Consider the following 21,802-nt stretch of genomic DNA (forward strand, 5'->3'; position numbering starts at 1 on the left):
GAGGAGGCGACCGAAAAAGCCCTCCGTGTCTTTCCGAAATGTTGTTGAAAAAGGACCCCCGAGATGGAACTCACCGACGAAATTCGCATCGCTGCCCCCAAGGACGCCGTTTACCGCGCGCTCAATGACCCCGATGTGCTGCGCGAATGCATTCCGGGCTGCGAAGAGTTGATCCAGCATTCCCCCGAACACCTCGAGGCCAAGGTCGTCCTGAAAATCGGCCCGGTCAAGGCCCGCTTCAACGGCGAGGTGACGCTGGACAACTCCCAGGCGCCAGATGCGTTTTCGCTGTCCGGCGAAGGCAAAGGCGGTGCTGCCGGCTTTGCCAAAGGCGGCGCGGATGTATCTCTGACTGCCGACGGGGATGAGACGGTTCTGTCTTACACAGCCAAGGTGACGATCGGCGGTAAGATCGCACAATTAGGCAGCCGCCTGATTGCAGGGACGGCCAAAAAGCTATCCGGCAAGTTCTTCGACAAGTTCGGAGAAGTCGTTGCAGAACAATTCGTGCAATAAGCGCCGCACCTAACGCGCATCCAGTGGGTGTGGCAGGGTCTGCCACACCGCATTTTGTTTCCCTCAGCCCTGAGCCTCATCCTGCATGTAGGCGATGACATTGGTGATATCGGCCTCGTTCTTCAGGCCGGGGAACTGCATCTTGTTGCCGGGCAGAAACCCTTTGGGGTCGGCCAGAAACGCCGCCAGATTCTCCGGCGTCCAGACAAGATCGGCACTGGCAAGCGGGCCGGAATATTTGAACCCGTCCACCTGCCCCGCAGATGCACCCACCACTTTGAACAGCGAGGGCCCTACGCCATTGCGGCCTTCTTTCAGCTGATGGCAGGCTTTGCACTTGCGAAAGACCTTCTTGCCCGCTTGGAGATCCCCGTCCACTGCGGCGATTGCGACCGGAGCGGCGGTCGCCGCTTCGGCCTTGTTTTCGTCCATGGTAAACACGAGACGTGCGGTGATCGGTACGGTCCGTGTGATGCCGGGCAGGTCGGCCAGCTCCATCAGCTTGTCAACGCCTGCATCCACGCCTGCGTCCTCGGTGCTGAGAAAAACCATATCATTGGTAGAAACCATCACCGATGTCTCGGTCAGTCGCACCACAAACATCTCGGCGTCGAACTCGATCTCGGTCCCGACCAGAGACAACGCGGCCTCGACATCGATGATCGACGATGCGCCCACGGCAAGGCCCGAGACCTCATCCATGTCGAATTCAGCGGTCAGGGCAGCGGTGCCTGCCTTGCGGAACACGTATTCGATCATCCGTTCGTTGCGTATGTCGATATTGGTTTCTACTGAGGACAGATCAATCTCGATCTCGGCCTTGCCATCAGGGCTGACATGACCGCTCAGCGAGGTGAAAGAATTGACCTCACCCACTGTGTCTTTCTTGATCGTACCATAGGCCAGATGAGAGGCATCCGAGGACAAAGTCCAACTTTCCGACAGGGCCGGGGTTGCAACAATTGCAGACGCAATCGTGACTGCTTTCAACAGAAGTTTCATTTCATTTCTCCTCAGGTTATGTAATTTCTGACCCTGCGGGCCCGGTCCGTGAAAGACAAACACACACAGGTCGCGATTTATTCGATGAGTGGTGAAATCAGCTCGGAACAGGCCGTGCGCGGCGCGATCCAGACGCATTCGAAACGCGTGTGGCGGTTCGGGCTTGCCCTGTCGGGGGCCCGAGATGTGGCCGACGACCTTTTGCAATCCACATGCCTGCGCGCGCTGGAGCGTCACCATCAGGTGACATCCCATGACAGGCTAGACAGCTGGCTGATGACGATCTGCCGCTCGATCTGGCTGAATGAGGTACGCGCGCGCTCGGTTCGTAAGGCACAGGCCTTGTCTGTGACCCCAGAAACCGAATTAATTGCAACAGGACCGGATTCAGAAACGAATATTTTCGCGGCTGAAGTGTTTACTCAAGTGATGCACCTGCCAGAAGCACAGCGCGAGACTGTGATGCTTGTCTTCGTGGAAGGGTATAGCTATCGCGAGGCAGCAGCCTTGCTTGAGGTGCCGATTGGAACAATCATGAGCCGGCTTTCTACGGCTCGGCAGAAACTGAAAACCGTGATGCAGCACGAGGCTGCGGACGCCGTTCGACGGGGTGGCAAATGACGCTTTCCGATGAAACGCTGCTGGCGTATCTGAATGGAAATCTGGACGAGACCGAGGCGCAAGAGATCGAGAGCGCGGTCGAAGCCGATCCAGAACTGGAACAGCGCCTGATGGCGCTTGATCCGTTTGCACCCGTTGTGCATGCGGTCTTCAAGGATGTTCCGCAGGACGCGCCTCAGATCACCTTGCCGGACCGCGCGAGGTCTCAACCCGCGTCTCAACCTTTTCGATTGCTGGCCGTCGCGGCCTCGGTCGCGATTGTGGCGGTTTCGGCGACGTTGTGGGCGACACGACCCGCGCCGCTAGGTTGGGCGCAACAGGCGGCAATCTACCAATCGCTCTATGTACCTGAAACAATTGCCACTCTGGACACCGCACCCGAGGCGCTTGAGGCCCAGTTTGCTCAGGCCGAGGCCACGCTAGGCCGGTCCCTGAATCGCGAAGCCCTGAGCGTCTTACCGGGTGCAGAGCTGAAACGCGCTCAGGTTCTGTCTTTCAAGGGAAAGCCACTGGTTCAGGTCGTCTTTGCGGATGATCAGGGGCGGCCCTTTGCCTTTTGCGTGATCCGTCAAGGGCCAGGGGCACCGGACAAGGATGTGAACCTTGCCGTTCTCAGCGGGCTGGCAACGGCCACTTGGGCGGAAGACGGCTATGGCTACATGATCATCGGCGCCGATGGTCAGAGCGATCTAAGCGATCGCCTGGCCGCATTTTCCGAGGCAATTGCAGGCTAAATGCGTCTTGGCTTTGGCCAATCGCGGAGACCAAAGAATACACCACATCGGACTTTCGACACGAATAGCGGAGTGACCGAGTTGTGAACGCTCAATGCAGGCGGTTCGATGGCGTGGACGCGTCCTCGAGAACCAGCTTTCCGTTCTTGAGATGCCGCTCGACGAATTTCTTCTGCAAACGACCGGCTGGTACAGGATATGCCGTTTCCGCGGCGTAGCCCTGACGTTGCACTTCCGGGAAGAGGATAAAGATTTCTTCTCGGGCCTCCTCCGATATTGTCTTGATTGCTTCGGGGCCTGTAAACAAACTCTCCGAAGGAGCACCATCGGCGAAAATGACCTCGTGTTGATCGAAGAGAAGGTGGTAATAGACAACCTCGGTTATGTCTTCATCCACGTAGATCCCAGGTAACGCGGCCAGCTTTATTGCCGACACAAGGACATCGGGACTGCCGAACATACGCTCGGACACTTTGGAAGACACCAATATGCGGTGTTGTCTGGACACCAGCAGGTCTTTTGCTGGAAGCCCCTGCCCAAGTGCGCCGGCAGAGATACAGACAGGTCGCAATTTTTCCGCAGCGGCACCTTGGGCCGCAAAGTCCACCGTTTTGGAACCAACCCACCGCAACCGCTGCGGGCCATTTCCCTTGGTCAGAACGGTGTCTCCCACGGACAGATTTTCAACAGAAGTTGGGCCGTTCGGCGTTTCAATCATAGTTCCCGCGCACAAACACAGAATATCGCCGGAGATATCACCAAAGCCGATTGCACCGGTATTGGCACCCGAAGACAGACCCCCTTCAAAGATGACCTCAATCCGGGACACCGGGCCTGCAATTGAAACGGTCAGCGAATCTGGCGCACCTGGCCCTTCGACACCCGGAGACACATTCCCGTTGGCTTCGACCGTGTTGCCGGTCTGGACGTGAAATGGGCTGAGGTTGGAGAAAACAACCGGGACCGGATTGTCGTTCACATCAAACGCCAGAACCGTCACTCTATCGTCGAAAGAGAATTCGTTGCTGTCCAGATCCAGAATTTCGAACGTCACGTTTTTAACAGCGGTTGAAAACGTCACTTCTGATGTCGCAGGGCCCGGGATGCCCGAAACAAACAGGTTTCCACCAAGAAACCCATTGAAGAATACCCCTGGATCAGAGGCCACGGTTAGCGTCGACGAGTTCGAACCGTCTGTCAGCACGGTCGAACTGTTCGCACTGCCCAGAGTTGACCAATCAAATAGGAATGGCACTACTGCGTCTCCCAAACCGCTTAAACTGCATAGAATAACGATATTCTATCTCATGCGTATTAATGCATCCTTAAATTGACAACCCTAGTATCTTTTTCCTGTAGTGTGATCAAATACAGCGTACCCCAATCAATCAGGACCGAATATGGCCGTCGTTACCATGCCTGCGCAGACAGCCCAACGGCTGAAGGACGAAATTCTCAAGCTATCGCAATCTGTTGAGGTCAAAATGTTTCTGGCCAAAGACGTCGTTCAACTGATCGGTTTCACAGAAGAAGAGATCGCGGGTTTTGGCGGAGAAACCGGCGATGCCGTCGTTTTGGCAGTGCGGGACCTTCAGGCTCTCGAGCAGGCCATTCCACAATCTGCCAGCGGACGCTTGAATTATATCCCAATCGTGAACGAAAAAGCCAAGGCCAAGCTGGATCCGTTTTATCAGGCCTAGACTGCACTCTGTGTGTTTGCGGCAAAGGGTGAGGCACACGCCCCACCCCCTTGGTATCACGCGTCGATGATGTTGTGGCCAGGACCGTAGGGGAAACCGGTGATGTTCTCGGCCCCGTCTTCTTCGACCACAAGAATGTCATGCTCACGGTAGCCTCCGGCTCCCGGCTGGCCTTCGGGGATCCACAGCATCGGTTCGATGGACACGACCATGCCGGGTTCCAGTGCGGTGTCGATATCCTCACGCAGTTCCAGACCAGCCTCGCGCCCGTAGTAGTGGCTGAGCACACCGAAGGAGTGGCCATAACCAAAGGAACGGTATTGCAGCAGACCCTCATTTTCAAAGAAACGGTTGATCTCGGCGGTGATGCCAGAACAGGTCGCGCCGGGTTTGATCAGGCTCAGGCCAAGCTCATGCGCGGCGACGTTGGCCTTCCAGATGCGCAAGCTTTCGGCGTCGGGTTCGCCTAGAAACAGGGTGCGCTCCAGAGCCGTGTAGTAACCCGAAATCATCGGGAAGGTGTTCAGCGACAGGATATCGCCCTTTTGCAGCGCCCGTCTGGTGACCGGGTTATGCGCGCCATCGGTGTTGAGGCCGGACTGGAACCAGACCCAAGTGTCGCGGTATTCTGCGTCGGGATAAGCACGGGCGATCTCCGCCTCCATCGCGTCGCGGCCGGCCATGGCGATCTCGATCTCGGTTGCGCCTTCGCGGATGGCGGCGTGGATGGCCGCTCCGCCCACGTCAGCGGTGCGGGCACCGCCTTTGATCAGTTCGATCTCTTCGGCGGATTTCACCATACGGGCCGCCATGGTGTCGGGCGCGATGTCGATCAGTTCAGGCTGGCCCAGCATCGCCAAAGCAGTATCGCGCGCGGCCAGAGTCATGTGATCGCTCTCGATCCCGATCCGTTTCGCGCCGCCGATCAGGCTGGCCACCGCGCGCCAGTAATTGTCACGCTTCCAATCGGTGTAGATCACGTTGTCTTCGGCCGAGCGGCGCCACGGCTGGCCTGCGTCGATATTGGCCGAAACCGTGGTGCAGGCGTCCTGCGTAACCACGCAGCCATAGGGCCGGCCAAAGGCGCAGTACAGAAAGCCCGAGTAATAGGCGATGTTCTGCATCGACGTCAGAAGAACTACGGGAATATCCCGCGCAGCCATAATGGCGCGCAGTTTGCCCAGACGGCGATCGTATTCGCCTTTGCTGAACGGCAGGGGCGCCTTGTCGCCATTGTGGCAGGTGAAGAATTCGGGGCGATTTGTCATTTTCAGGTCTCTCATCTTTGCCGGGCGGCAAACCCGGCCACTTGTCCCGGCGTTCAGGACAGGCGGTCTCGGGGTCCGAGAGCCGATCATCCCAGTGCGCCCGCGACGCCATCGCGGCTGGGATGAACAGGTGAATCGTTAGATCAGGCGCGCGCTTGCGTCAAGCGGGGGAAAGCCCCCGCAGACGCTCGGACCGGCGGCGTAGCAATTCGACCGTGGTCAGCAGCGCGATCGAGATCACCACAAGGATCGTCGCCACCGCCAGAATGGTCGGGCTGATCTGTTCGCGCAAGCCGGTGAACATCTGCCATGGCAGTGTCTTCTGGCTGGCCGAGCCGACAAACAGCACAACGACCACCTCATCAAACGAGGTGATGAAGGCAAACAAACCACCTGAGATCACGCCCGGCAGGATCAGCGGCATCTGGATCTTGAAGAAGGTCCGCACCGGCCCTGCGCCCATATTCGCCGCCGCTCGCGTCAGCGATCGGTCAAAGCCCACCAGCGTGGCGGTCACGGTAATGATGACGAAGGGGATGCCCAGAACGGCGTGGGCGAGGATCACTTTCACATAGCCCACGAAGTTCTTGTTCATGCCCAGCGTACCTTCCATGAAGCGACCGATATCGCTGTAGAAGAAGAACATGCCGGTGGCCGAGATGATCAGTGGCACGATCATCGGCGAGATCAGGATACCCATGATGGCACGGCGACCGGGAACGTGGCTTTGGCTGAGCCCAATGGCCGCCAGTGTGCCCAGCGAAACAGAGATCACCGTCGCAATCGGTGCGATGATCAACGAGTTCTTGAAGCTGCGCTGCCATTCATTGTTGGTGAAGAAGTCGCGGTAATGCTTCAGCGAGTACCCCTCGGGGTCCAGCCGCAGCATTTCGGGCGTGAAGGTAAAGAAGTCCTGTGCGTTGAACGACAGGGGCAGAACCACGAGGATCGGCGTGATCAGGAAAACAAAGATCGCACCGCAGATCACCCGGAACAGGTAGTGATAGAACACCTGTTTCGCGGTCAGATAGGGCAGCAGTTTGCGGCGATAGCGGCCCTCATACAGCCAGTAGATGAACCATGCGAAGAACCAGCCGCCCAGCAGGCCCAGAACGCCGCCCATCGGACCCGAAATCAGAAATCCGGCGATGCCGAAGCCCAAAATGGTGATCCAGCGGGCCAGTTGCTCGTTTTTCAGAACAGCGATGTAGATCCAAGCCAGTGCCGCGATCAGGGCGGCTCCGCCAATGATGCCCAGAAAGATCGAACCGTTACCTGCGCCAACGAAGACACCGGCGAAGGCCCCTGCCAGCGCAACGCTTGGCAGAACCATGGACATCGGTTTGCGGGAAATCGGAGTAAGTGCGGCCATGTCGATTATCCCAACTTCACGTTATCAATGCCGACGATCTTGTCGTAACACCAGTAGAGCAACAACACGACGGCCAACAGGATCGTGCCCAGCGCAGCCGCCAGCCCCCAGTTCAGCGAGGACGAGATGTGGTACGCAATCCGGTTCGAGATGAAGACGCCCTTGGTGCCGCCCACGATCTCGGGCGTGATGTAGTAGCCGATGGCCAGAATGAACACGAGGATCGACCCCGCGCCAATGCCCGGAATGGATTGAGGGAAATAGATGCGCCAGAAGGTCGTCCAATTCGTCGCGCCCATGGATTTCGCGGCGCGCGTGTAGGACTCGGGTATTGTTTGCATCACCGAGTACATCGGCAGGATCATAAACGGCAGCAGAATATGCGTCATCGCGATGATCGTACCGATCTGGTTGTTGATGATGACAAGTCGGGCGTCATCGGCCACCAATCCGAGCCAGACTAGCGTTTCGTTGATCACACCCTGTTGTTGCAGCATGACCTTCCACGCCGACGTTCGCACCAGAAGCGAGGTCCAGAAGGGTAACAATACAAGGATCATCAGCAAGTTGGACACCCGCATCGGTAGGGTCGCCAGCAGGTAACTGACCGGATAGGCCAACAGGATACAGGACGCGGTAATCACCAACGACATGAACAGTGTGCGCCCGAACAGCTTGATCAGAATCTGCTTGTCCTCAGGCTGCGCCTGCGCGCCTTCGGGTGTGCGGCGCATATCGACCGCGTTTAGGAAATAGCCGTTCGTCACAGCGGGCGAGTGAGTCTTGATCACCGCCCAAGTCTGCGGTTCGCCCCAGCCCTCGTGGATTTCGATCACCTGATCCTTGAACGGCCCATCTGTTTCGGGATCCAGCTTACCCATTTTCCGACCGGAGCGGCGGAACATCGAGGACATGCCTGTCTCTTCGTAGTTCAAGCGCGAACCCAGTCGGGTATGTGTCTTGTTGTCGACAGCCACGACCATGTCGCGGACAAAGGCATCATAGACGGCCTCGTCAGGCAGTTCGCCACTGTTTTCATCCCAGCTTTGCAAGGCTTCGACCGTCAGGGGCAGGGTTTGCTGCACAATGCTGTTTTCCACCGACCGGAAAAGCATCGATGCAATCGGCACGATGAACGAGAACAGCACGAACAAAAGCAGAGGGGCCACCAGCATCAGCGCCCGCAGCTTTTGTCGCCTCAACGAACGTGCCAGCGATTGCTTGAGCGGCGTTCCATCCGCTGCCAGCATAGGTCCGGCGTTTTGGCTTGCGTCAGTCATCAGTGCCCCTTGGGTTTTCTTTGGTCCGGGGGCGGCGCACCGCCCCCGAGTTTGTCATGAAATCAGACGCTTATTGCGCCAACCACGCCTGGAACTTGGCGTCGATGTCGTCGCGGTAGTCAGCCCAAAACTCGTAGTTGTACAGGAACGTGTTCTTGGCGTTGTTCGGATCGGTCGGCATGTGCGGTGCCATGTCGATACCCAGATCGGCATGCTGACCCACCAGCGGAGCCGACGAGGCACGGGCCGGACCGTACGAGATGTACTTGGCCTGATCCGCAAGCCGCTGGGTGTCGGTCGCGAACATGATGTAGTCCAGTGCGCGCGCCTGACGCTCTTCGCTCAGACCGGCCGGGATGATCCAACCGTCCAGATCGAACACCTGCGCATCCCACAGCATGGCAACGGGCTGGTTCTGTTCTTCGATCACGCTGAACAGACGACCGTTGTAGGTCGAGCCCATGATGACTTCGCCATCAGCCAGCAGCTGGGGCGTGTCTGCACCTGCCGACCACCAGACAACGCTGTCCTTGATGGTGTCGAGCTTGGCCAGAGCCTGATCCTGACCCTCTGCAGTCGCCAGCACGTCATAAACGTCGTCCTTGGCAACGCCGTCACAGATCAGAGCCCATTCCATGTTGTTGATCGGACGCTTTTCCAGCGAACGCTTACCCGGATAGTTTTCCAGATCAAACACGGCGCAGACGTCTGTCGGCGGTGTGTCACCAACCAGGTCGGTGCGATAGCCGAATGTGGTCGAGTAAACGATCTGCGGGATAAAGCAGTCGCTAACCAGCAGGTCACCGAAGTCTTCGGATGCGGGCGTGCCATCAGGTGCCGGGGCCAGCATGGTGTCGGGATCGATTTCCATCGCCAGACCTTCGTCGCACAGACGGATCGCGTCCGCCGCAACAACGTCAACGACGTCCCAGGTGATGTTCCCGGCTTCATTCATAGCGCGCAGCTTGGCAACCGCTTCGGCCGAGCTGTCATCGTTCAGGATGGTGACGCCAGTCTTTTCCGAATAGGGTTCGTGATAGGCCTTAAGCTGCGATTTGGAATAGGCTCCCCCCCACGAGACGATGGTCATCTCTTCGGCGGAAACGCCACCGGCCGCTGTTGCCAGAGCCGCTGCAGTCAGCAGTGTCTTTGTTGGTTTCATGTAAAACTCCCAGTATTTCCCGTTTGTTGTGTGGTCAGCCGACGCACGGGTTTTCGCCAGCCGGTCCCTCAGTGTAACCGCGCTTGTGCCGCGCGGCTTGGTCTATGCGTCAAGCGCACGACAATCCTTGGCCAGCCAACCAATATCGATCTCTTGACCGGGTTGCAGGCGAATGGCATCGGGGGCGTTCCGTGTCTTGACGATGAACTCGTCATTGCCCGCTACAGACATGCGGAAGCGGAACACGTCGCCCATATAGATGAATTCCTTAACCGTCGCCTTCAGCGTATGCGCGTCGGCATGCAGACGATCCTTGTTGAACTCCACACGTTCCGGCCGGATCGAAACCTTGGTCCGTTCGCCCGGATTGTGCACATTGATCGGCACCGCATCAATTTCTGATCCGTCATCCAACTGCACCACACAGCCGTCTCCGTCGATGGATTTGACCACACCTTCCAGAGTGTTGTTCTCGCCGATGAACTGCGCGACGAAGCTGTTATCGGGCTCTTCATAGAGTTGATCCGGCGGGGCCAGCTGCTGAATGCGGCCATCATCGAACACGGCGACACGGTCTGACATCGTCAGCGCCTCGGTCTGGTCGTGGGTCACATAAACGGTGGTAATGCCCAACTCATGCGCCAGTCGGGTGATTTCGAACTGCATATGCTCACGCAGCTGTTTGTCCAGCGCGCCCAGCGGCTCGTCCATCAGCACCAGCTCCGGCTCGAACACCAACGCGCGGGCCAAGGCGATCCGCTGTTGCTGACCGCCGGACAGCTGCGCCGGACGACGACCGCCAAAGGCACCCATCTGCACCATGTCCAAAGCGCGCTTGACCTTTTCGTCACGCTCGGACTTGCCCAGCTTGCGAACTTCCAGAGGAAACGAAAGGTTTTCGGCCACCGTCATGTGCGGGAACAGAGCGTAGTTCTGAAACACCATGCCAATCCCACGTTTGTGCGGCGGGATATTGTTGATTGGCTTTCCATCCAGCAGGATTTCACCATGGGTAGCGGTTTCAAACCCGGCGAGCATCATAAGGCAAGTTGTCTTGCCTGAGCCTGACGGCCCAAGCATTGTTAGAAACTCGCCCTTCGGCATTGCAAGGTTGAGATCTTTAACGACGAGATTCTCGCCATCATAAGACTTCTGAACGCGTTGAAATTCGACAAACGCGGCGTCGTTCGTTGTACCGGTCACAAGACCCCCTGTTTCGTCAAATGATTACCCGAGGCTTTCGGATTTCATTGATCTGTGACCCACAGTTAAGACCAAGCGATACGCACTTGGCAACAAGTTATGGTGCTTTTGCCAAAATTGAGTTCACACTTACTTGTCAATGCACAGCGTTTAAGCGCCTCATATGCCACGCAAGACATTGATTACTCGACAAAACAGGTTTTCCGATCCGCTCTTGGATTTTCGGTATCGCGTCGAGAGTTCGCAGGTTGGTACAACTCAGGAACACCGCCTCGACCGCCGGATCTGCCCCCAATTCGGAGGCCGCCTCGACCACGGATTCCGTCGATATCCGCGCCACTTTGGCCTCTTCTGCCTGCCCGAAACTTGCAAAAACATCCATGCCTATTCCACTGGCCTGAAACGCAGTACGCAGCGGTATGTTGACCTCTTCGATGTAAGGCGACAGCAGGGCAAATTTCGAAACACCTAGGTCGGCGGCGCAAGCGGTCGCCGCGCGGAGAGGATTCGTGACTTCACGGGTATTGCATGTCTGTTTGATCAGTTCCGCGACGCGCTCTGACCCGATCACCGAACTGGCCGAGGTGCAGCCGTAGCCCACAACGTTGTAGGGTCGCGCATTGGGAAGTAACTCCGCCGCCGCCGGCAGCGCCTTCTCCATTTCGGCAAGGCTTTCGGTCGTCACCTCGATCCCGCTTGGAATGCGCGTGACGTGCAGCGGGTATTTACGGTCCGCGAAATATGCGCCGAATTCAGGCTCAAGCGTCTCATCGACCTGCAAAACGATCAGCCCCAGCGGCGAGGCGCTTGGATCGTCTTCATCCAGAGTGTAAGGGACATAGGTCATAGCTGCACCATCTCCGGCCCGATCCTTGGGCTGATAAACCGTGGGGTGCCGTCCGTGATGACGATGTTTTCCTCATGCACCAGAATTTTGTCACCGACGGCGATGCCCGGTTCCAGTGTCAAAACCATGCCCGGTTCCAGAACTGTGTTGTCCGTCGGGATCAGAGAGGGCCATTCGGTGAGGGACATTCCCAAACCATGGCCCAGACGACCCGCATCCGTACCCTCTGCATCCGCCGTGAGAACGGTGTTCATAGCATGAAACAAATCCGCTGCGGTTGCGCCTGGACGAGCGGTTTCGAACGCAGCACCCGATGCCTCGATTAATCTGGCATGGGCGTTTGCCACATCAGGCCGAGGCGGGCCAACCGACCAGTTTCGGTCGAAGTCACAGAAATACCCGTCCCAGACCAAACCGGTGTCCAACATCAACACATCGCCCAGCGCCAACGGTACGTCGGAGGCTGGCGAAATCACATCCGCATAGCCACCCTGCTCCGACCCGCCTGCAAGATAGGGCACCCAATCGGCACCCTCCTCCAGGCACAGCATTTGAAAGCGGCGGAACACCTCATTCAACGGCACTCCTTCTCCGGCGATCTCGGGGACGCGGGCAAAAGCCCGACCGGCAATGCTGCAGGCGGTTTCGATCTTGGCAACCTCGGCCTCTGATTTGACCATGCGCAACTGGCGCAGGATGCCGTTGTCACCTTTCAGCGCCCTTGTTCCAAGCTGGCCTCGTAATCGTTCAAGGTCTGCCAAAGGCATACGGAGGTGCGTCTCATGCCCATCCGGTATCCCAATTCGCCCCTCTGCCGGTGTCACCTCGACCAGCGCGTCGCGCAGCAGTGAGACTCCATCATCTTCCAGATGAGGCGCGCTCCAGGTGCGGATGTCGTCAATCCATGTCTGCGCCATGAGGGCTGCCCCGATCGACGGGATCACCGCTATCGGCTTGCCCGTGGCTGGCACAATGAGGAACCACGGGCGGGTCGGGCTTTCCCAGAACCGGGTCAGAAACCCGGTGAAATAGCGTACATCCGTCTCGGTTGTCAGCAAAAGCGCCGACAGGCCCGCCGCATCCATCAACTTTTGCGCGCGTCTGGTGCGCGCTTCAAACTCGGATCGTGCGAACCCCCTCATTCCGCAGTCTCGGAGAGGATGCACAGCACGCGTGAGGCCTCAGTCATTCCCAATTCGGTCCGTGCCTGGTCATTCAGAACCGCGGCAAGCCCAGCGCCGCCCGAGGCTGTTGTCTCCAACCCCGCCGCGGCCATGGCGGGCAGTTTCTCGGACACGTCCTCATCCGAAAGTGTCAGAAACAGGTCGGCATCGCGCGCCAATCCATTCAATGCGATCAACGACGGCTCCTTGCAATCCAAACGCCCCATAATGCTATCTGGCCCATCGGCGAACACGCACGACCCGGCCTCGATACTGGCCTGCAGGGCAGGCGCGGCTTCAGGTTCGACCACGACTATCTTCGGCGCGTCGCCCCAGGCTTTGCGCGCATAGGCCGCTACAGCACCGGCAAGACCGCCAACACCTGCCTGCAACATGATGTGAGTCGGGGGCTCAGGGCATTGATCAACCGCCTCAGACGCCATTTGCAGGTACCCCTCCATCAGGGTCCAGGGCAGCTCATAATACCCGTCCCATGAGCTGTCCGAGAGCAGGATCCACCCGTTCTCTTCAGCCGCCGCGCTTGCCGCTTGCATGCTGGCCGCATAGTCAGAGCCACTGCGCACAACCTCGGCACCTTGGCCCTTCAATCGTGCGGCAAAACTCTCGGGCACCGTCTCGGCGATATAGACAACGGCCTTTGCGCCAAACATCCGCGCTCCCGCTGCAACGCTCATCCCGTGATTCCCGGCGCTGGCGGTCACGTAGGTTGACCCTGCCAACGTGTCTACACCCGGCGTATCCGAGGCTTCGGCCGCGTGGCGCGCAATCACATAAGCCGCGCCGAGGGCTTTGAACGAGCCCAGATTCATACGCGCGCGTTCATCTTTGACCCAAAGCTGCGCAACCGGAGCGAGGCCTGCGGCATTCACCAGCGGGGTATCTTTCGCCGCTGGACACATGGACAACAACGCCGAAACGCGGGCCGCATGTGTCGACGGATAAGGGGCCGAGGGCGCAAGTTTGGGACCTGCCCTGTGTGTATTCGCAACGATCTTCATGTGTCTCCCCGCCATTTTGCCTGACGTGATCCGATCGCCCTGGATCTGTCAACTCTTCTGAGCGTTAACCGACCTGACCCAACAGCCAGTCATGAAACAATCCCGCCGCCGGGTTCGCGGCGTTGGCGGATAGAAAATACCCCTCATTGCTCTCGATTGAGCCGCCATGCGCACGCTCGACCAAGCCCGTATCAAGCGCATGTTTCGCAAGAAGCTCACTCACCAATGCCACGCCACCCCCATGCGCCGCCAATTGAAGCGCCATGCCAAAGGTATCCACAAAAATAGTGGGCTGGCTTTGTAGCCCTTGGCTTTCCAACCATCGACTCCACCCGCCTGAAGTCCCCACAGCTTCAATCAGAGGCAGATCCGATATGTCCCCCAACAGAGCCGGAGATTTGAAAGGAACAAGCCGGTCCGGCATCAGACGAACAGCGCCCTGCCCCACTTGTTTCTTCGATCCGAATCGCACCTGCACATCCGCCTGGGATGCATTAAAGTCATCGGGCCATATCGCACTGAGCAGCCGTACGCGAATGTCCGAGTGCTGACGGGCAAACGCGGGCAGATGTGGGGCGATGACCCATTGCGCGATACTGACCGAGGTCGCGACGGTCAGAACGTCTCCGGACGCGTTGGTGTCGACCTGCCCGGCGGCAACAGCCAGCGCCTCAAGCGCCTTACCCACCTCGGGCAACAGCTTTCTCCCCGCATCCGTCAACGCCAGACTGCGCGGATGGCGCACGAAAAGGGATGCGCCCAACCGCAATTCAAGCGATTTCACCTGCTGGCTGACCGCCGATTGCGTCAGACCGATTTCCTCGGCCGCAGCGGTAAAGCTAAGCGTGCGGGCGGCGGCCTCGAAGGATCGGAACCAGGTCAGAGGGGGAAGTGATTTTGCCATAGGCCAAGCTGGTCATTAGTCTTGTTAATGTCAAAGCACATAATTCTATCATTTGTCAAAAATCAGCCCCGTTTCTAACGTCGGCCCGCGCGACAGGAGAAGTTTTATGCAGCCGGAAATACGCAAAATCGTAACCTATGACGAAGAGGTTCTGGTCGAGGGGTTTCGCCCCGCAAAAACCCCATGGCGAATGTTTGCAGTGGCCGCTGTAGTCACCAACCCATGGGCTGGCCGATATGTCGAAGACCTGAAGCCCGAGATTCAGGCCTACGGTCCCGTCTTGGGTGAAATGATGACCAAGCGCATGATTGCGCTGGCTGGCAGCGGGGATGCGATCGAGGCTTATGGCAAGGCCGCCGTGGTTGGTCTGAATGGCGAGGTCGAGCATGCCTCGGGCCTCATTCACACTCTGCGCTTTGGCAACCACTACCGGCAGGCCGTTGACGCAAAGTCTTATCTGGCCTTTACCAACACCCGAGGGCCCGCGAACGCTCCGATCATGGTGCCGCTGATGGACAAGAACGACGCCGGGCGGCGCTCGCACTATCTGACCATCCAATTTGCGATCCCCGATGCGCCACGAGACGATGAGATCGTTGTGGTGCTTGGTGCGGCGACCTCGGGCCGGCCGCATCACCGTATTGGCGACCGCTATCAGGACCTCAAGGATTTGGGCCATGACGTGGACAACCCGGCCGCGGTCTGAGATCGGCGGCCTCGCAGCAATCCAGACCGGCGCGGGACCGAATGTCCTGTTGCTGCATGGCGTCGGTTTGCGCGCCGAGGCCTGGGGCGCCCAATTTGACGCGCTGGCATCGGTGGCGTGTCTGACCGCACCGGACATGCCCGGTCACGGCGAAAGCCCTTTGGGCGACCCGCGTGAGGATATTTCGGAATATACCGAGGCCGCGTTGCGCGTTCTGGATCGGCTGGACGGGCCAACACTCGTCGTCGGTCATTCCATGGGCGCAATGATTGCGCTGGATCTGGCGGCCAAAGCACCTCAGCGGATCGCGGGCGTTGTTGCTCTGAACGCGATTTTCGAACGCGATTCTGAGGCTACACGGGCCATACAAACCCGCGCCGCCGCGCTTGATGGCAAGACACCGAGCGACCCGACGGGGACCCTCTTCCGTTGGTTCGGCGACACGGAATCGCCCGAGCGTACAGCCTGTCAAAACTGGCTGACGGCAACGAACCCAGCTGGGTACAAACAGGCCTATACCGTCTTTTCCAACAGCAAAAACCCGCGCCGTAATGAGTTGAAAAAGATCCTCTGCCCAGCGCTGTTTATGACCGGTGAACTTGAGCCCAACTCGACCCCCGCCATGTCACGCGCCATGGCGAAGCTTGTTCCAAACGGGCGGGCGCAGATCGTCAAGGGTGCCGCGCATATGATGCCGATGACCCACGCCGCAGAGGTTAACGCCGCCCTTTCGACCTTTCTGAACGAGGTGCAACAATGACCAGTCTCGACCCTCGCGACCTGCGGCGTGCCTTTGGCAGCTTTATGACCGGCGTCACTGTTGTGACGACGCGCGACACCTCAGGCACGCCGTTGGGGTTTACTGCCAATTCCTTCTCATCCGTTTCTCTGGACCCGCCGCTTTTGCTGGTTTGTCCGGGCAAGAACCTGTCCTCCTACGATGCCTTCGCGAGCTGCGAGTATTTCGCAGTGAACATTCTGGCTGAGGGGCAAGAGGATGTCTCAAACACGTTCGCCGGGTTCAAAGGCGATCGGTTTGCCAAAACCGCGCACCAGTTGGACGCCAATGGCGTCCCTCTTCTGGATGGCGCAGTTGCAACGTTTTCCTGCCGGGCGCATCAGGCCATTGACGCCGGAGATCACTGTATTCTGATCGGAGAGGTTGGGGCGTATTCCTATGCCGAAACCCGAGGCCTCGGATACGCCAACGGGCAGTATTTCAGCCTCGGCCTGGAACGCGGCGCATTCGAGGCCGCAGACCGATCCGTTGTCTGCGGCGCGATCATCGAATGCAACGGAAAGGTGCTGTTGGAGAAAACCGCATCCGGATACCGCCCGCCGCAGATCAGCTTGTCGGATCATCAAGCCCTGCGCGAAAGCCTGCAGCAAGACTTGGCAACGCGCGGGATCACAGCGCAGTTGGGTGCGGTCTATTCTGTCTACGACGACGCCACGACGCACCATGTCTACACGCTCGCATCGGTACCGGCTTTGCCGCTCAACAGCACCCTTGAAGCGGTTGCCATCAAGCAGCTTACAGACCTGACATTCGCAACCCCGGCCATCGCCACCATGATGTCCCGCTTTGCGTTTGAAAGCCTGACCCGCGACTTTTCTCTATACCTCGGCGATGCGCAGCGGGGCGATGTACATACCCTCTCGGAAAGGACTGAATGATGGAGTTTTCCCTCTTTGCTCATATGGAGCGGCTCAACCCCGAACAGCCTCATGAGAAACTGTATGAAGAGTTTATTGAGCTGTGCAAAATGGCGGATGACGCCGGTATGCGCGCGGTTTGGACGGGCGAGCATCACGGGATGGATTTCACCATCGCGCCAAATCCATTGATGACCCTCGTCGATATTGCGCATCACACCAAAAACATCCGCCTAGGTACCGGCACGGTCATCGCGCCTTTCTGGCATCCGATCAAGCTAGCGGGCGAAACGGCCGCCGCCGACCTGATGACCGGGGGACGTATCGAGTTGGGTATCGCGCGCGGAGCCTATTCCTATGAATATGAACGATTGATCCCCGGCATGGATGCCTGGGACGCGGGCCAGCGCATGCGGGAAATCGCGCCCCTGTTGCCCAAATTGTGGGAAGGCGATTGCGCCCATGAGGGAGAGTATTTCCAATTCCCTGCCACCACCTCTGCGCCGAAACCCGTTCAGGACGGAGGGCCGCCGATCTGGATCGCTGCCCGCGACCCCAACAGCCACGAATTCGGCGTCCAAAATGGCTTCAACATTCAGGTCACGCCTCTCTGGCAAGGCAACGCAGAGATTGAGAGTTTGATGGGCCGCTTCAATGATGCCTGCGCCAACTATGACGGGCCGCGACCGAAGATCATGCTTCTTCACCACACTTATGTCGGGCAGGACGCCGCTGATGTGGATCAGGCCACGCGTGAGCTTTCGCGCTTTTACAACTATTTCGGCGCGTGGTTTCAGAACAAGCGACCCGTACATCAGGGGCTGATCCAAACCCTGACGGATGAAGAAATGGCGGCCAACGCCATGATGGCCCCCGAGAACATGGGCCGCGATCTGACAGTTGGCACGGCTGAGCAGGTCACGGATCGCCTGAAGCACTATGAAGACCTTGGCTATGATGAATATTCGTTCTGGATCGACAGCGGCATGAGCTTTGAGCGCAAGCGCGCTTCGCTGGCCCGGTTTATCGACGACGTGATGCCAAAGTTTCAGTGAGGACCCGTGATGCAACAGAACCCACACTATCAGCTTTTCATCGACGGAACCTGGACCGAGGGCGCCAACGGGCAGGTCATGACCTCGCAAAACCCTGCTACGGGCGAGGCATGGTCCAGTTTCGCCTGCGCCGCGCCCGAGGATGTGGATCGTGCCATCTCGGCGGCGCGTCGATCCCTGAATAACCCGGCTTGGCGGGATTTGACGCAGACCGCGCGTGGCAAATTGTTGTTCAGGCTTGCAGAGCTGATTGAACAAAATGCCGAACGCCTCGGCGAGATTGAGACGAAAGACAGCGGAAAGCTTCTGGCCGAAACAGCAAGCCAGACGGCCTATGTCGGCGACTACTATCGTTACTACGCTGGTTTGGCCGACAAGATCGAAGGTGCGGTGCTTCCGATCGACAAGCCCAACCTGCATGTCTTTACCCGCCGCGAACCAATCGGTGTGGTCGTCGCAATTGTGCCTTGGAACGCGCAGATGTTCCTGACGGCAACCAAGCTGGGTCCAGCCCTTGCCGCCGGGTGTTCGGTGGTGCTGAAGGCCTCTGAGATTGCGCCAGCGCCAATGCTGGAATTCGCGCGTCTGGTAGAGCAGGCGGGCTTCCCGCCCGGCGTCGTCTCGGTTATCACGGGCGATGCAGAAAACTGCGCGATCCCCCTGACCCGACACCCCGACGTGGATCGCATCGCCTTTACCGGCGGCCCGGAAACAGCGCGCCATGTGGTTCGCAACTCGGCCGAAAACTTCGCTGTAACCACGCTGGAGCTTGGCGGAAAATCCCCGATTTTGGTATTTGACGATGCCAATCTGGACGGGGCCGCCAATGGCCTGATCGCAGGCAACTTCGGGGCCTCCGGCCAAAGCTGCGTCGCGGGATCTCGCGGTTTGGTACATCGCCCAATTCTGGAGGCCTTGGCAGTCAGGATCGAAGAGAAAATGAAAGACGTCGTCGTGGGTGACCCTTTGAACGCCTCGACCCATATCGGGCCGCTTTGCACCAATGCGCAGATCGCCAATATCAAGACGGTACTGGCAAAATCCACCGATCAGGGCGCGCGCATCCGGTTTGGCGGCGCGCCGCTTGACCGACCCGGAAACTTCATGGCGCCCACTCTGGTCGAATGTGCATCGCCCGAGACCGAGACCCTGCAGGTCGAGATGTTCGGGCCCGTCATGTCCCTGTTGCCCTTCGACACCGAGGAAGAAGCAATCGCTCTGGCCAACGAAACCCCGTTCGGGTTGGGATCGGGCGTGTTCACCGAAAATGTCGCCCGCGCGCACCGGGTGTCGTCCCGATTGAAGGCCGGTATTTGTTGGATCAACACGTATCGAGCGGTGTCGCCCATCGCGCCGTTTGGCGGCTACAACCAATCCGGCTATGGCCGCGAAGCGGGGATCGAGGCCATTCAGGACTACACACGCACCAAGACCGTATGGCTGAACACCTCTGATCAACCCATGTCGAACCCGTTTGTGATGCGCTGAGCGTGGCGATAGATTTCGCCCTCTTCTCCACAACCCTATGGCCCTTCTGAAAATTATCCCACACTATGGCGCAAGAATAGCGGTTGGAGGCTGAAGAATGAGCGCACATGGATATGAAAGCGGTCGGTTAAACTTGCCCTTTGTCGGGATCTCGACCTTTGGCAAATATCCCTATGTCAGCGACTGGGATGCGATCGACGCTGATGTCGCGATCCTTGGCGCTCCGTTTGATTTTGGCACTCAGTTCCGGCCCGGCGCGCGGTTCGGGCCACGCGCCATCCGCGAAGCCTCGACCTTGTTTTCCTTTGGGCATGGCGGCGCATACGACCACGAGGATGACATCACCTACCTGCCGTCGGAAACCACCCGGATCGTGGATCTGGGCGACGCCGATATCGTGCATACCAGCACCGAAAAAAGCCACCAGAACATAAAGCTCGGTGTCGAAAAATGCCTTGAGGCCGGGGCTCTGCCTGTGGTTCTGGGCGGAGATCATTCGGTCAACATCCCTTGCATTGATGCCTTTGCTGCCGATTGCGAAAAGAACGGCCCCATTCACCTTGTTCAGATCGACGCGCATCTGGATTTCGTGGATGAACGGCACGGGGTTCGGTTCGGGCACGGAAACCCGATGCGGCGTGCGGCGGAGAAATCATATGTTTCGGGCCTGACGCAAATTGGCATTCGCAACGTCTCGTCGACCGCAAAAGAGGGCTATGAGGACGCCCGTCGCATGGGGTCAGACATCCTGTCGGTCCGGCAGTTGCGCAAGCTGGGGACCGAGGCTGTTTTGGACCGGATACCGGTAGGCGCTAGGTACTATGTCACAATAGACATTGACGGGTTCGACCCCTCCATCGCGCCTGGTACCGGCACGCCCAGCCACGGTGGTTTCCTGTATTACGAAGTGCTGGAACTGCTCGACGGTCTGACCCAGCGCGGTGATGTGGTGGGGTTGGATCTGGTCGAAGTGGCCCCGGATTATGATCACACGGGCAGCACCGCCATTCTGGCGGCACAAATCCTCATGAACACAATTGGGCGTATTCTGCACCACAAAGGTTCGCCCAGCGCGGGGTAAGAGCAGGTTTTCGGACTAAAGCTCGGTCTTTCAGACCGACTTCTGCTGCATATGCGGAGAGGTTCCAAAATACCGGCGGAAGCATTTGGAGAAATAGCTGGCTGAGCCAAAGCCGCAGGCGATGGCCACATCCAGCACCCGCATATCGGTTTGCTGCAACAGGGTGCGCGCACGCTCGAGCCTCAGGCGCGTCATATAGTTCTTTGGGCTTGTGCCGACGTACCGTTGAAACAAGCGCTCAAGCTGTCGGGTCGAGAGGCCCGCGCTTTCGGCCACGACACTTGGCGACAATGGGCTTTCAAGATTTTCGCGCATGATCATGATGGCGGTCGCCAGTTTCTCATGACGGCGGCCAAAGCGGAACAGATCCGTCTGCGTCTGCCTGCCGTCCTTTGGACGCACCGACGCATATAGCAATTGATCCGCCACGCGAGAGGCAACGGTCTGACCACAGGCCTGACCGATCAACGATGAGAACAGGTCGAGCGTGGTGACACCTCCGCCGCAGGTCGCAATCGGACCTTCATCCACAAAGACCGAGCAGTTGGATTCCACGGTCGGAAACAGCTCGACCATCACGGGTTGCTGTTTCCAATGCGCGCTCAGGCTCTGGCCGCTGGCCACTCCGGCCATGGCCAGAATGCCGGACCCACCCCCGATGCCGCAAAGCTGAACGCCGAACCGACGCCCCTGACGCAACCAGGATTTCAACTCATTCGAGACCGACCGATCCACGGTCGTCGGCCCGCAAATGACAATACAATCGCCCCGGCGGTTCTTGTTCAAACCGCCATCGACAGCAACCGTCATCCCCGAGGATGAGGTCACCGCCTCGCCGGTTTCGCTGACGATACTCCATTCGAAAACAGCCTGCTCGGAGGCGGCATTGGCCGCCCCCAATGAGTCGATCCCGGCCCCAAGGTCCAAAGCAGAGAACCCCGGCGTCAGCAGGAAAATGAAGCGGTTCAGCTCATTCACCCGTGTGCTTGCATCTGCAAAATTGATCTCGGGACGACCCATTCCGG

At 58.5% G+C, this 21,802-nt stretch carries 22 protein-coding genes; 10 read left to right on the top strand and 12 right to left on the bottom strand.

The annotated features are described in order from the left end of the window. The first annotated feature begins 63 nt into the window (after positions 1-63). Positions 64-516 carry an SRPBCC family protein gene (locus tag ACRZ95_RS16280; protein WP_170556048.1) on the top strand — a complete coding sequence of 151 codons (453 nt, stop codon included), beginning with the start codon at positions 64-66 and terminating at the stop codon, positions 514-516. Between the two features lie 63 nt (positions 517-579). Here ACRZ95_RS16280 and ACRZ95_RS16285 read toward each other — a convergent pair whose 3' ends face one another. Then, on the bottom strand, positions 580-1,518 hold the full coding sequence (locus ACRZ95_RS16285) for a c-type cytochrome (RefSeq protein ID WP_170680183.1): 939 nt from the start codon (positions 1,516-1,518) through the stop codon (positions 580-582). Between the two features lie 48 nt (positions 1,519-1,566). On the opposite strand from ACRZ95_RS16285, the gene ACRZ95_RS16290 reads away from it, so the two are divergent. Together ACRZ95_RS16290 and ACRZ95_RS16295 are read left to right on the top strand one after the other, a co-directional pair. Continuing rightward, complete coding sequence (locus ACRZ95_RS16290; protein WP_371811923.1) at positions 1,567-2,139, top strand: RNA polymerase sigma factor; 573 nt, start codon at positions 1,567-1,569, stop codon at positions 2,137-2,139. Further along, a complete protein-coding gene (locus ACRZ95_RS16295; protein ID WP_170680181.1) occupies positions 2,136-2,873 on the top strand; it encodes a hypothetical protein in 738 nt (245 codons plus the stop codon). Before ACRZ95_RS16290 ends, ACRZ95_RS16295 begins: the two co-directional genes overlap by 4 nt. Positions 2,874-2,964: 91 nt before the next feature. Here ACRZ95_RS16295 and ACRZ95_RS16300 read toward each other — a convergent pair whose 3' ends face one another. Beyond that, positions 2,965-4,128: a Hint domain-containing protein gene (locus ACRZ95_RS16300; RefSeq protein ID WP_170680179.1), complete on the bottom strand. Its 1,164-nt coding sequence runs from the start codon at positions 4,126-4,128 to the stop codon at positions 2,965-2,967. A 145-nt stretch (positions 4,129-4,273) separates the two neighbouring features. Between ACRZ95_RS16300 and ACRZ95_RS16305 the strand changes: the two genes are divergently transcribed. After that, complete coding sequence (locus tag ACRZ95_RS16305; protein ID WP_170380383.1) at positions 4,274-4,573, top strand: hypothetical protein; 300 nt, start codon at positions 4,274-4,276, stop codon at positions 4,571-4,573. A gap of 56 nt (positions 4,574-4,629) precedes the next feature. Here ACRZ95_RS16305 and ACRZ95_RS16310 read toward each other — a convergent pair whose 3' ends face one another. The 9 genes from ACRZ95_RS16310 to ACRZ95_RS16350 all read right to left on the bottom strand — a co-directional run bounded on the left by ACRZ95_RS16310 (position 4,630) and on the right by ACRZ95_RS16350 (position 14,791). After that, entirely contained in the window at positions 4,630-5,841 is a 1,212-nt protein-coding gene (locus ACRZ95_RS16310) for an aminopeptidase P family protein (protein WP_480555227.1), read from the bottom strand. A gap of 160 nt (positions 5,842-6,001) precedes the next feature. After that, positions 6,002-7,213 carry an ABC transporter permease gene (locus ACRZ95_RS16315; protein WP_170680175.1) on the bottom strand — a complete coding sequence of 404 codons (1,212 nt, stop codon included), beginning with the start codon at positions 7,211-7,213 and terminating at the stop codon, positions 6,002-6,004. A 5-nt stretch (positions 7,214-7,218) separates the two neighbouring features. After that, positions 7,219-8,493: an ABC transporter permease gene (locus tag ACRZ95_RS16320; protein ID WP_170556043.1), complete on the bottom strand. Its 1,275-nt coding sequence runs from the start codon at positions 8,491-8,493 to the stop codon at positions 7,219-7,221. Positions 8,494-8,563: 70 nt separating this feature from the next. Continuing rightward, the gene (locus ACRZ95_RS16325; protein ID WP_170380379.1) at positions 8,564-9,655 is read right to left on the bottom strand and encodes an extracellular solute-binding protein; all 1,092 of its coding nucleotides are present in this window, start codon (positions 9,653-9,655) and stop codon (positions 8,564-8,566) included. 102 nt (positions 9,656-9,757) lie between these two features. Continuing rightward, entirely contained in the window at positions 9,758-10,858 is a 1,101-nt protein-coding gene (locus ACRZ95_RS16330; protein ID WP_170556042.1) for an ABC transporter ATP-binding protein, read from the bottom strand. A 136-nt stretch (positions 10,859-10,994) separates the two neighbouring features. Beyond that, positions 10,995-11,705 (bottom strand): aspartate racemase/maleate isomerase family protein, encoded by a 711-nt coding sequence (locus ACRZ95_RS16335; protein ID WP_170680173.1) that lies wholly within the window; start codon positions 11,703-11,705, stop codon positions 10,995-10,997. Further along, positions 11,702-12,847, bottom strand: coding sequence for a M24 family metallopeptidase (locus ACRZ95_RS16340; RefSeq protein WP_170680171.1), 1,146 nt, complete (start codon positions 12,845-12,847; stop codon positions 11,702-11,704). Before ACRZ95_RS16340 ends, ACRZ95_RS16335 begins: the two co-directional genes overlap by 4 nt. Next, entirely contained in the window at positions 12,844-13,887 is a 1,044-nt protein-coding gene (locus ACRZ95_RS16345; RefSeq protein ID WP_170680169.1) for a pyridoxal-phosphate dependent enzyme, read from the bottom strand. Before ACRZ95_RS16345 ends, ACRZ95_RS16340 begins: the two co-directional genes overlap by 4 nt. Before the next feature lie 64 nt (positions 13,888-13,951). Then, positions 13,952-14,791: a LysR family transcriptional regulator gene (locus ACRZ95_RS16350; protein WP_170680167.1), complete on the bottom strand. Its 840-nt coding sequence runs from the start codon at positions 14,789-14,791 to the stop codon at positions 13,952-13,954. A 106-nt stretch (positions 14,792-14,897) separates the two neighbouring features. Here ACRZ95_RS16350 and ACRZ95_RS16355 point away from each other — a divergent pair, with 106 nt between their 5' ends. From ACRZ95_RS16355 to speB, 6 genes are all read left to right on the top strand, one after another. Next, positions 14,898-15,497, top strand: coding sequence for an amino acid synthesis family protein (locus ACRZ95_RS16355; protein WP_170473740.1), 600 nt, complete (start codon positions 14,898-14,900; stop codon positions 15,495-15,497). Continuing rightward, on the top strand, positions 15,469-16,257 hold the full coding sequence (locus tag ACRZ95_RS16360) for an alpha/beta fold hydrolase (RefSeq protein WP_170680165.1): 789 nt from the start codon (positions 15,469-15,471) through the stop codon (positions 16,255-16,257). The genes ACRZ95_RS16355 and ACRZ95_RS16360 overlap by 29 nt, the downstream gene beginning before the upstream one ends. Then, positions 16,254-17,174, top strand: coding sequence for a flavin reductase family protein (locus ACRZ95_RS16365; RefSeq protein ID WP_170680163.1), 921 nt, complete (start codon positions 16,254-16,256; stop codon positions 17,172-17,174). Before ACRZ95_RS16360 ends, ACRZ95_RS16365 begins: the two co-directional genes overlap by 4 nt. Further along, positions 17,174-18,208 carry an LLM class flavin-dependent oxidoreductase gene (locus tag ACRZ95_RS16370; protein WP_170680222.1) on the top strand — a complete coding sequence of 345 codons (1,035 nt, stop codon included), beginning with the start codon at positions 17,174-17,176 and terminating at the stop codon, positions 18,206-18,208. The genes ACRZ95_RS16365 and ACRZ95_RS16370 overlap by 1 nt, the downstream gene beginning before the upstream one ends. Before the next feature lie 9 nt (positions 18,209-18,217). Continuing rightward, positions 18,218-19,696, top strand: coding sequence for an aldehyde dehydrogenase (locus tag ACRZ95_RS16375; RefSeq protein WP_170680161.1), 1,479 nt, complete (start codon positions 18,218-18,220; stop codon positions 19,694-19,696). 97 nt (positions 19,697-19,793) lie between these two features. Further along, positions 19,794-20,777, top strand: a complete 984-nt coding sequence (gene speB / locus ACRZ95_RS16380) for an agmatinase (protein WP_170680159.1) — start codon at positions 19,794-19,796, stop codon at positions 20,775-20,777. Between the two features lie 30 nt (positions 20,778-20,807). Here speB and ACRZ95_RS16385 read toward each other — a convergent pair whose 3' ends face one another. After that, on the bottom strand, positions 20,808-21,797 hold the full coding sequence (locus tag ACRZ95_RS16385; RefSeq protein WP_170680157.1) for a GlxA family transcriptional regulator: 990 nt from the start codon (positions 21,795-21,797) through the stop codon (positions 20,808-20,810). Between the last annotated feature and the right edge of the window lie 5 nt (positions 21,798-21,802).

It is taken from the genome of Ruegeria sp. AI3 (assembly GCF_056541245.1).

Bases quoted from the DNA above. Each gene is read 5' to 3' on its own strand.
- ACRZ95_RS16280 (WP_170556048.1), top strand. From the start codon at position 64: ATGGAACTCACCGACGAAATTCGCATCGCTGCCCCCAAGGACGCCGTT.
- ACRZ95_RS16285 (WP_170680183.1), bottom strand. From the start codon at position 1,518: ATGAAACTTCTGTTGAAAGCAGTCACGATTGCGTCTGCAATTGTTGCA.
- ACRZ95_RS16295 (WP_170680181.1), top strand. From the start codon at position 2,136: ATGACGCTTTCCGATGAAACGCTGCTGGCGTATCTGAATGGAAATCTG.
- ACRZ95_RS16305 (WP_170380383.1), top strand. From the start codon at position 4,274: ATGGCCGTCGTTACCATGCCTGCGCAGACAGCCCAACGGCTGAAGGAC.
- ACRZ95_RS16310 (WP_480555227.1), bottom strand. From the start codon at position 5,841: ATGACAAATCGCCCCGAATTCTTCACCTGCCACAATGGCGACAAGGCG.
- ACRZ95_RS16315 (WP_170680175.1), bottom strand. From the start codon at position 7,213: ATGGCCGCACTTACTCCGATTTCCCGCAAACCGATGTCCATGGTTCTG.
- ACRZ95_RS16320 (WP_170556043.1), bottom strand. From the start codon at position 8,493: ATGACTGACGCAAGCCAAAACGCCGGACCTATGCTGGCAGCGGATGGA.
- ACRZ95_RS16325 (WP_170380379.1), bottom strand. From the start codon at position 9,655: ATGAAACCAACAAAGACACTGCTGACTGCAGCGGCTCTGGCAACAGCG.
- ACRZ95_RS16335 (WP_170680173.1), bottom strand. From the start codon at position 11,705: ATGACCTATGTCCCTTACACTCTGGATGAAGACGATCCAAGCGCCTCG.
- ACRZ95_RS16340 (WP_170680171.1), bottom strand. From the start codon at position 12,847: ATGAGGGGGTTCGCACGATCCGAGTTTGAAGCGCGCACCAGACGCGCG.
- ACRZ95_RS16345 (WP_170680169.1), bottom strand. From the start codon at position 13,887: ATGAAGATCGTTGCGAATACACACAGGGCAGGTCCCAAACTTGCGCCC.
- ACRZ95_RS16350 (WP_170680167.1), bottom strand. From the start codon at position 14,791: ATGGCAAAATCACTTCCCCCTCTGACCTGGTTCCGATCCTTCGAGGCC.
- ACRZ95_RS16355 (WP_170473740.1), top strand. From the start codon at position 14,898: ATGCAGCCGGAAATACGCAAAATCGTAACCTATGACGAAGAGGTTCTG.
- ACRZ95_RS16360 (WP_170680165.1), top strand. From the start codon at position 15,469: ATGACGTGGACAACCCGGCCGCGGTCTGAGATCGGCGGCCTCGCAGCA.
- ACRZ95_RS16365 (WP_170680163.1), top strand. From the start codon at position 16,254: ATGACCAGTCTCGACCCTCGCGACCTGCGGCGTGCCTTTGGCAGCTTT.
- ACRZ95_RS16370 (WP_170680222.1), top strand. From the start codon at position 17,174: ATGGAGTTTTCCCTCTTTGCTCATATGGAGCGGCTCAACCCCGAACAG.
- ACRZ95_RS16375 (WP_170680161.1), top strand. From the start codon at position 18,218: ATGCAACAGAACCCACACTATCAGCTTTTCATCGACGGAACCTGGACC.
- speB (WP_170680159.1), top strand. From the start codon at position 19,794: ATGAGCGCACATGGATATGAAAGCGGTCGGTTAAACTTGCCCTTTGTC.
- ACRZ95_RS16385 (WP_170680157.1), bottom strand. From the start codon at position 21,797: ATGGGTCGTCCCGAGATCAATTTTGCAGATGCAAGCACACGGGTGAAT.